9 protein-coding genes and 1 pseudogene are annotated in these 8862 nt (G+C 59.8%); 5 read left to right on the top strand and 5 right to left on the bottom strand.

The genetic code is table 11. The features are described 5' to 3' along the window. Positions 1-75: 75 nt before the first annotated feature. The 3 genes and pseudogenes from DW49_RS01000000127910 to DW49_RS0100405 form a co-directional block, all read right to left on the bottom strand. Positions 76-1094 (bottom strand): annotated as a pseudogene (locus DW49_RS01000000127910) (alpha/beta hydrolase). A 40-nt stretch (positions 1095-1134) separates the two neighbouring features. Then, positions 1135-1554, bottom strand: coding sequence for an organic hydroperoxide resistance protein (locus DW49_RS0100410; RefSeq protein ID WP_024420835.1), 420 nt, complete (start codon positions 1552-1554; stop codon positions 1135-1137). Between the two features lie 216 nt (positions 1555-1770). After that, on the bottom strand, positions 1771-2244 hold the full coding sequence (locus DW49_RS0100405) for a MarR family winged helix-turn-helix transcriptional regulator (RefSeq protein ID WP_003373291.1): 474 nt from the start codon (positions 2242-2244) through the stop codon (positions 1771-1773). Between the two features lie 185 nt (positions 2245-2429). Between DW49_RS0100405 and DW49_RS0100400 the strand changes: the two genes are divergently transcribed. Then, entirely contained in the window at positions 2430-3176 is a 747-nt protein-coding gene (locus DW49_RS0100400; protein ID WP_005616516.1) for a sulfite exporter TauE/SafE family protein, read from the top strand. On the opposite strand, the gene DW49_RS0100395 is transcribed toward DW49_RS0100400, so the two are convergent. Beyond that, positions 3166-4020 (bottom strand): LysR family transcriptional regulator, encoded by an 855-nt coding sequence (locus tag DW49_RS0100395; RefSeq protein WP_024420834.1) that lies wholly within the window; start codon positions 4018-4020, stop codon positions 3166-3168. The genes DW49_RS0100400 and DW49_RS0100395 overlap by 11 nt on opposite strands. A gap of 94 nt (positions 4021-4114) precedes the next feature. Between DW49_RS0100395 and DW49_RS0100390 the strand changes: the two genes are divergently transcribed. Continuing rightward, positions 4115-4348 (top strand): DUF1127 domain-containing protein, encoded by a 234-nt coding sequence (locus DW49_RS0100390; protein ID WP_005616521.1) that lies wholly within the window; start codon positions 4115-4117, stop codon positions 4346-4348. Positions 4349-4375: 27 nt separating this feature from the next. Here DW49_RS0100390 and DW49_RS0100385 read toward each other — a convergent pair whose 3' ends face one another. Then, on the bottom strand, positions 4376-5722 hold the full coding sequence (locus DW49_RS0100385; protein ID WP_003373278.1) for a class II 3-deoxy-7-phosphoheptulonate synthase: 1347 nt from the start codon (positions 5720-5722) through the stop codon (positions 4376-4378). Between the two features lie 171 nt (positions 5723-5893). Here DW49_RS0100385 and DW49_RS0100380 point away from each other — a divergent pair, with 171 nt between their 5' ends. The 3 genes from DW49_RS0100380 to DW49_RS0100370 all read left to right on the top strand — a co-directional run bounded on the left by DW49_RS0100380 (position 5894) and on the right by DW49_RS0100370 (position 8798). Continuing rightward, positions 5894-6655, top strand: coding sequence for a spermidine synthase (locus tag DW49_RS0100380; RefSeq protein ID WP_003373277.1), 762 nt, complete (start codon positions 5894-5896; stop codon positions 6653-6655). Between the two features lie 193 nt (positions 6656-6848). Then, positions 6849-6971, top strand: a complete 123-nt coding sequence (locus DW49_RS1000000133895) for a hypothetical protein (RefSeq protein ID WP_003373276.1) — start codon at positions 6849-6851, stop codon at positions 6969-6971. A gap of 138 nt (positions 6972-7109) precedes the next feature. Then, positions 7110-8798 (top strand): DEAD/DEAH box helicase, encoded by a 1689-nt coding sequence (locus DW49_RS0100370; RefSeq protein WP_003373273.1) that lies wholly within the window; start codon positions 7110-7112, stop codon positions 8796-8798. Positions 8799-8862 lie beyond the last annotated feature (64 nt).

Here is an 8862-nt window from a genome sequence, read left to right as displayed (position 1 = left end):
CTTAAGTGAACAGCATTGGCATCGCTGCGGGTTTTTTTACGGCTGAAATTTGAGGCTCTGCCGTTGTTTCAGGTGTTATTTCAGGTGTTCTTTCAATTCCTGAGACGCCTGCAGGATGGCCGAGCGAACAGCCGGGACCTGGCTGACCACGTTGAGCAGGCCGTAGTCATGGATCATGCCGTTGTAGCGCACGGCCGTAACCGGCACGCCAGCCTGGTCCAGTTTGCGCGCATAGGCTTCACCCTCGTCACGCAGTACGTCGGCACTGGCGGTCTGGATCAGCGCAGGCGGCAGGCCTTTCAGCTGTTCGGTGGTGGCGCGCAGCGGCGAGGCATAGATCTCGTTACGCTGGGCGGCATCTGTGGTGTAGTTGTCCCAGAACCACTTCATCATGTTGCGGGTCAGGAAGTGGCCTTCGGCATACTGGTTGTAGGAGCCGTTGTCGAAACTGGCGTCAGTCACCGGCCACAACAGCACCTGATACCTGAGTGCCGGCGTACCTTTGTCTTTGGCCATCAGCGCAACAACGGTTGCCATGTTGCCGCCCACGCTGTTACCGGCGACTGCCAGGCGCTTGCCGTCGACGTTGATCTCCTTGCCATGCTCAGCCACCCATCGGGTCGCTGCGTAAGCCTGGTTGATCGCCGTCGGGTAGTGCGCCTCAGGTGAAGGCGTGTAGTTGACGAACACTGCAACCGCACCCGAACCCACTACCAGGTCGCGGACCAGGCGCTCGTGGGTCTGGAAATCCCCCAGTACCCAACCCCCGCCATGAAAGAACATGAAGACTGGCAAAGTCCCTTTCACGCCAGCAGGGCGCACGATATTCAAACTGATGGACTGACCATCCACCTTGATTGTTTTCTCGCTGACATCTGCCTTGGGCAGCGTCAGTTTGACCCCCGCCTGCGCTCCGACCAGCACGGCCCGTGCATCTTTGGGCGACAACTGCTCGATAGGCTTGCCGGTGCCCGAGTTCAGGGCGTCGAGGAAAGCCTGAGTGTTGTGCTCGATGGCCGGATCGCCCGCGGCAAATGCGCTGCGATGGACAGCGCGAGAAGCGTACCGGTCATGATTTTGCTGAAAGTCTTCATGTTCGTTCCTTTCCAGTGTTCGTTGCTGGCCCGGTGGGTATCAGACATTCACATGCAGACGCACATCGACGTTGCCGCGTGTGGCGTTCGAGTAAGGGCAGACCACGTGAGCGGCATCGACCAGTTGCTGAGCGTCGGCTTGTTCAAGGCCGGGCAGGCTGACATGCAGGTCGATGTCCAGACCGAAACCGCCGGGGATCTGGCCGATGCCCACGTGCGCGGTAATCGAGGCGTCTGCCGGGATGCTGCGCTTGCTCTGGCCGGCGACGAATTTCAGCGCGCCGATGAAGCAGGCCGAATAACCGGCAGCGAACAGTTGCTCAGGGTTGGTGGCTGCGCCGCCCGCACCGCCGAGTTCTTTCGGGGTGGCCAGTTTGACGTCGAGAATCTTGTCGCTGGAAACAGCACGACCATCACGGCCGCCGGTGGCGGTTGCAACTGCGGTGTAAAGCGTGTTCATGGTATTTCCTCATTCGGATGGCGTTTTGCGCAAAATGCTTGCGCACTAATTAATCGCCAGACAAATGTATAGCTCTAATATTTAGTGCGCAAGCTAAATTTTTGAAAAAAGACAGCATGAGTTTTTACGAGGGTGGGCGGGGGGCTGGAAAGGTTGCCCCCGTGGAGGTGATCAAGCGCAGTGGCGCAGGCGCCAAGGCAAGCGAGGCTTTGGCTTTTACAGGCTTTGGTGCAGATGGTCGCGCATGCTCAGCAACCGAGCCTGGAGGTCAAGAAGCTTTTCCATGTTCAGGCCGCTTGCTGACAGGATGCAGCCAGGTACGCTCAGGGCCTTTTGCTGCAAGGCACGACCTTGTTCAGTGAGATGCAACAGCACCACCCGTTCATCTTCCTTGCTGCGGGTGCGGCTGATAAAACCTTCGCCTTCAAGGCGCTTGAGCAAAGGCGTCAGTGAGCCCGGATCAGTGAGCAGGCGCGTGCTGACATCGCTGACGGTCAAACCGTCCTTTTCCCACAGCACCATCATGGCCAGATACTGCGGGTAGGTCAGCCCGAGCGCTTGCAGCAAGGGTTTGTAAACCTTGGTCATCATCAAAGAAGTGGAATACAGGGCGAAACACAATTGGTTATCCAGCAGCAGCGAATCACAGTCGGCAGATGCTACGTGGGTGGGGCTTTCATCGGCACTCATAGTGGCTCCTCGTACTCAGTGGGCTGAGTTTAACTTAGTGCTGCACTCTTTAATGCGCCAGATAATTCCGCTTATACAGGTTGGCAGCGCTGGCATCATGCGTGGTGTGCAAAAAAACTGATATTACCTGTTGGTCGAGGGCAGGACTGCGTAGCATTTAGCTACTGAATGAATGGGGACACAGTGTGATTGAAGTGGTGATGTTCGTATTGCTGGGTGCGGCGATGGGCACTCTGGGTGGCTTGTTCGGGATTGGCGGTGGTCTTGTGGCCATCCCGGCGCTGGGTGTGTTGTTCGGTCTGGATCAGCAACTGGCGCAAGGCACTGCGTTGCTGATGGTGCTGCCCAACGTCTTGCTCGCCTTGTGGCGCTACAACCAGCGCAACCGGATTCTGCTGCGCAACGCGCTGATGCTGATCATTCCCAGCTTCATTTTTGCCTGGCTGACATCAATGCTGGCCGTGCGCATTGACCCGCAAAGCATGCGCCTGGGTTTTGTGGCCTTTCTGGTGGTTTTGACGGTGTTCAACGTCGCGCAGATGTACTTGCGCAACACGCTGGCCAGTGGCGGGCTGCGTCACGAAAAGTATCTGTGGCTGCTGGGCGTCGGCTCCGGCGTGACCGGTGGGCTGTTCGGTGTCGGCGGCGGAGTGGTGGCGACACCCATCCTGACCAGCGTCTTTGGCGCAACGCAGGTTGTGGCCCAGGGGCTGGCGTTGTCGCTGGCCGCGCCGAGCACCGGCATCACGCTGGTCACCTACGCGCTGCACGATCACGTCAACTGGTCGATGGGCATTCCATTGGCTGTTGGCGGTCTGGCCAGTATCAGTTGGGGCGTCAAACTGGCGCATTCTCTGCCCGAGCGAACGCTGCGGCTGATGTTCTGCGTGTTTCTGGTGCTCTGTGCGGTCATTCTCGCCCTCAAGGTTTGAAGCCGTCGATGATGTAGTCGGCCATGCATTCGGTAATGGGTGAGGGGTTCTTCGGATTGCGCAGCAGCACGATGCTGGCCGTTGGCAGCTCTGGTAAGTGTTCGGCATCGCCGAGGATGCGCAACTCCGGCGTGACCAGGCTTTGAAACTGCGCGGTGACCGCAAGGCCTGCGCTGACTACCGCAGTGATCGCCGCCATGCTGGAGCTGGTGTAGGCGATGCGGTACTCACGCTCCACGCTGTCCAGCGCATTGCAGGCCCAGTCGCGACAGAAGCAGTGGGTATTGAACATCGCCAGCGGCATGGGCTTTTGTTCATGAGGCGCAAAGCCGATGGCCTCCATCCAGACCAGGCGCTCGTGACGCAACAGCGTACCGATCTCGGTGCCGGGCTTGCGCGTCACAATGGTCAGATCAAGGTCCTGGCGTTGCAGCAGCAAATCGGACGGTTCGCAGTGTACTTCCACCTGAACCAGCGGATAAGACTGCGCGAACTGCGAAAGGATGCCAGGCAAAAAGCGCATCACGTAATCGTCGGGCGAGCCGATTTTCACCACGCCGACCATGTGCGGCTCGCGCAAGGTGTTGAACACTTCGCTGTGCAACTTGAGAATCCGCCGTGCGTAGCCGAGCAGTACCTGGCCCTCTGCTGTCAAGCTCAGGGTCCGGCCTTTACGCTGGAACAGTTGACGCTGAACGACATCCTCCTCCAGACGCTTCATCTGCATGCTGACCGCCGATTGAGTGCGGTTGACCACTTCGCCTGCGCGAGTGAAACCGCCGTGGTCGGCAATGGCCACAAAAGTACGAAGCAGCTCGGTATCAATGCCCGGATAATTGGCCAAGCCATCAATCTCCCAGATGGACTGCATAAGAAACATTCGTTGGATTGATCCTACGCCAGACGCGAGACTTCAGTCATCCCACATGGAGGGCAAGATGATGAAAGGTCAGAAAGCGTGTGTAGTGGACTCAAGGCCTGCCGGGCATGTGCAGGTGCGCAGCGTGTTGATATCGATGAAGCGCCACATACAGCGCTGGCTGGAACTGCATCGTCAGCGGCGTCTTCTGGCGCAGATGAGCGATGGCGCGCTGAAGGATCTGGGCTTGAGCCGGGCGGACATTCAACAGGAAGTCGAACGTCCGTTCTGGGACGACCCGCTCAAGCGTTGAGCGGGCAGTGGGTGCAGCGCGTTTTGCCTAGCGCCGAACCTGTTTCAGGGTTTCGGCAATCAGAAACGCCAGCTCCAGTGACTGGTCGGCGTTCATGCGCGGGTCGCAGTGAGTGTGGTAGCGATCCGAAAGGCCGTCTTCAGTGATCGGGCGAGCGCCACCGATGCATTCGGTGACGTTCTGCCCGGTCATCTCGATGTGGATGCCTCCGGCATACGTGCCTTCGGCCTGATGCACCTGGAAGAACTGCTTCACTTCACCGAGTATCTGCGCAAAATCGCGGGTCTTGTAGCCGCTGCTGGCCTTGATGGTATTGCCGTGCATCGGGTCGGAGCTCCACAGCACCTTGCGGCCTTCGCGCTCGACCGCACGAATCAGTTGCGGCAGGTGGTCGGCGACCTTGTTTGCGCCCATGCGCGCAATCAGGTTCAGGCGCCCCGGATCGTTGTCCGGGTTGAGGATGTCGATCAGACGAATCAGATCATCGGTGTTCATGCTCGGGCCAACCTTGACGCCGATCGGGTTGTTGACCCCGCGCAGAAACTCGACATGCGCGCCGTCCAGTTGACGGGTGCGATCACCGATCCACAGCATGTGTGCCGAGCAATCGTAATAGTCGTTGGTCAGGCTGTCGCGCCGCACAAAGGCTTCTTCGTAATTGAGCAGCAGCGCTTCGTGGGCGGTGAAGAAACTGGTTTCGCGCAGTTGCGGCGAGCTGTCCATGCCGCAGGCGCGCATGAACGCCAGGGTTTCATCGATGCGCCCGGCCAACTGGCTGTACTTGTCGGCCAGCGCCGAGTTGGCGATGAAGTCCAGATTCCACTTGTGCACCTGATGCAGATCGGCAAACCCGCCCTGTGCGAACGCGCGCAGCAGGTTCAGGGTGGCGGTGGACTGGTTGTAAGCCTGGATCAGGCGCTCCGGATCCGGCACTCGGCTTTTTTCGTCGAAACCGATGCCGTTGACGATGTCGCCCCGATAAGCCGGGAGCGTCACGCCATCGATGATTTCGTCATTGGCCGAGCGCGGCTTGGCAAATTGCCCAGCCATGCGTCCGACCTTGACCACCGGGCAGCCCGCAGCGAAGGTCATGACGATCGCCATCTGCAACAGCACCTTGAAGGTGTCGCGAATCTTCGCCGCCGAAAACTCCATGAAGCTTTCGGCGCAGTCGCCGCCTTGCAGCAGGAACGCCCGGCCCTGGGTCACCTCGGCAAACTGGCGGCGCAACTCCCGTGCTTCGCCGGCAAACACCAGCGGCGGATAGCTGGCCAGCGTTTGTTCGACCTTCAGCAGGTGCGCGGCGTCAGGGTAGTGAGGTTGCTGCTGAATCGGCAGTGCCCGCCAGCTGTCGGGGCTCCAGGGTTGGCTCATTATTGGCTCTAGGGTTGTGCAATCGGGTCCGCATGTTAGCAGTTCGTCAGTGCTCTGCCAGTGCGGCGCGGACCACTGGAGCGTTGATGCAGCCCGCAAAGTGTGACAAAGCGGCGCGCTTGCCCGACAATTCACGTTTTGCGCCCGGCGCAGCGATGACCAGGAACGGTGATGACGGAAGAGCGTGAGCGCGTAGAACGAATTCTGGCCGAGGTCCACGATGACTTCGGCATGATCCGCGTGCTGGAAGTGGACGATTACCGCTTCCTCGAGTTCGGTGATGCCATCGAGCAGAGCTGTACCTTCACGGCCGACCCCAGTTGGCTGGAATACGATTACACCCGTGCAATGCTGATTGGCGCGTTGTGTCATGAGGCGCCGGAAAGCGCGCTGTTTCTGGGCCTGGGGGCCGGCACCCTGACCCAGGCGTGCATGAAGTTTCTGCCGCTGGAGGATGTCGAAGTCATCGAGCTGCGCCCGGACGTGCCGCGTCTGGCCATGGAGTTCATGGGGCTCGACGACGATCCGCGTCTGTATATACGGATTGGCGATGCGCTGGAGTTGTTGAGCAGCGCCGAGCCTGCCGACCTGATCTTTGTCGACCTGTACACCGATGTCGGGCCGGGCGTCGGGCATCTGGCCTGGAATTTCCTGCAGGGTTGCCAGCAGCGTCTTACTCCCGGCGGCTGGCTGATCATCAACCAGTGGGCCTCTGACGATGGCAAGCCATTGGGCGCGGCGCTGCTGCGCGGCCTTTACCACCGTCATTATTGGGAACTACCGGTGAAGGAGGGCAACGTCATCCTCATCGTGCCGGCTGACCTGGATCAGACGCTGGATATCGACGCGCTGAATCGGCGTGCCGAGGCCCTTGCGCCTGATCTGGGTTACTCGCTGCAATCGTTGATCAAGGCTGTGCGTTCGGCGACCTGAGCGGCCAGGTCGCAGTGTCGAACCTGGCGCATATGGGGTGGGACAATTCGCCACACCCCGCAGGGGGGGATACCGGTTGTCCGCAAAAACAGATTAAACGTTTAAGCGCCAATGCCCGTAATCTCGGGGCCGAACGTTGACTGGCTGACATTGCGGCCAGGTCCGTGGCCTGCCGCTGCTCGAGAATGGCGCAATGTTTCGTAAAAAAAGACTCACCAAGGTGCGTATTTCCGGTATAGTGCGCGCCGGCCTTAACACGGCCCTCGTCGAGGTATTGCAGTTCCCCGAAGCCAGCTTCGGTCGCTTGTTCGCCTAGCGGACTAGCCTGGACGATCCATTCATCAAACGTTTTCGCAAATCCCCGCCGACAAAGCAGCCAGGGTGACCTCAAGGTCGTACACGGCACGCGCAGCTTTGAAGCATGGGTCTTTGCGGATGCACTAGAGGCAGACCCATGACCCAGGAAATCGGCGGCTTCGCCGCTCTCGAACTTCATCCAAATATCGTTGCAGCTGTCGTCGCCACTGGCTACGAAGAGCCTTCGGCCATTCAGCAGCAATCGATCCCGATCATTCTTGCCGGTCACGACATGATTGGTCAGGCGCAGACCGGTACGGGTAAAACCGCCGCGTTCGCACTGCCTATCCTGCATCGCATCGATCCGACCAAGCGTGAGCCGCAAGCACTGATTCTGGCCCCGACCCGCGAGCTGGCCCTTCAGGTTGCCACCGCGTTCGAGACCTACGCCAAACAAATGCCGGGCGTGACTGTTGTTGCAGTCTACGGCGGCGCGCCGATGGGCCCTCAGCTCAAGGCCATCCGCAACGGCGCACAGATCGTTGTCGCCACCCCGGGCCGTCTCTGCGACCACCTGCGTCGTGACGAGAAAGTCCTGGCGACCGTGAACCACCTGGTTCTCGACGAAGCGGACGAAATGCTCAAGCTGGGCTTCATGGACGACCTCGAAGTCATCTTCAAGGCCATGCCTGAAACCCGTCAGACCGTACTGTTCTCGGCCACTCTGCCACAGTCGATCCGTGCCATCGCCGAACGCCATCTGCGCGATCCGAAGCACGTGAAAATCCAGACCAAGACCCAGACCGTTACCGCGATCGAGCAGGCTCACCTGCTGGTTCACGCTGACCAGAAGACCTCGGCTGTATTGAGTCTGCTGGAAGTCGAAGACTTCGACGCCCTGATCATGTTCGTCCGCACCAAGCAGGCGACCCTGGACCTGGCAAGCGCCCTTGAAGCCAAAGGCTACAAGGCTGCTGCACTGAACGGCGACATCGCCCAGAACCAGCGCGAGCGCGTTATCGAATCCCTCAAGGATGGCCGTCTGGACATCGTTGTAGCGACCGACGTTGCTGCCCGTGGTCTTGACGTTCCGCGTATCACCCACGTATTCAACGTGGACATGCCTTACGATCCAGAGTCCTACGTTCACCGTATCGGCCGTACCGGCCGTGCAGGTCGCGAAGGTCGTGCGTTGCTGCTGGTCACTCCTCGCGAGCGCCGCATGCTGCAAGTGATCGAGCGTGTGACCGGTCAGAAGGTTGCGGAAGTCCGCCTGCCGGATGCCCAGGCCGTTCTGGATGCGCGCATCAAGAAACTGACCAACAGCCTCGCGCCGCTGGTTGCCGATGCCGAATCGACTCATGGCGACCTTCTGGATCGTCTGACTGCTGATATCGGTTGCAGCCCGCGTGCCCTCGCTGCTGCACTGCTGCGCAAGGCTACCAATGGTCAGGCTCTGACCCTCGCAGCCATCGAGCGTGATCGTCCGCTGGTTCCGAACAACGCGCCTCGCGGTGATCGTCCTGAGCGTAGCGGTAGCAGCGATCGTGGTGACCGTGGCGATCGTCCTGAGCGTGAGCGTCGTGCGCCGGTTCCATTGGCCGAAGGTCGTGCTCGTTGCCGTACCGCGCTGGGTGCGCGTGACGGTATCGCTGCCAAGAACCTGCTGGGTGCAATCCTTAACGAAGGCGGCCTGGCCCGTGAAGCGATCGGCCGTATCCAGGTCCGTGACAGCTTCAGCCTGGTCGAGCTGCCGGAAGATGGCCTTGAGCGTCTGCTGACCAAACTCAAGGACACCCGTGTTGCTGGCAAGCAGCTCAAGCTGCGTCGCTATCGCGAAGACTGATCTGCTCTTGAGCTGATCGGCCAATAAAAAATCCCCGACTGGTTCGCAATGCTGTTCACTTAAG

The organism is Pseudomonas avellanae BPIC 631 (assembly GCF_000444135.1).
GTDB classification, from domain to species: domain Bacteria; phylum Pseudomonadota; class Gammaproteobacteria; order Pseudomonadales; family Pseudomonadaceae; genus Aquipseudomonas; species Aquipseudomonas avellanae.
This window is presented reverse-complemented; position numbering and strand designations above follow the sequence as displayed.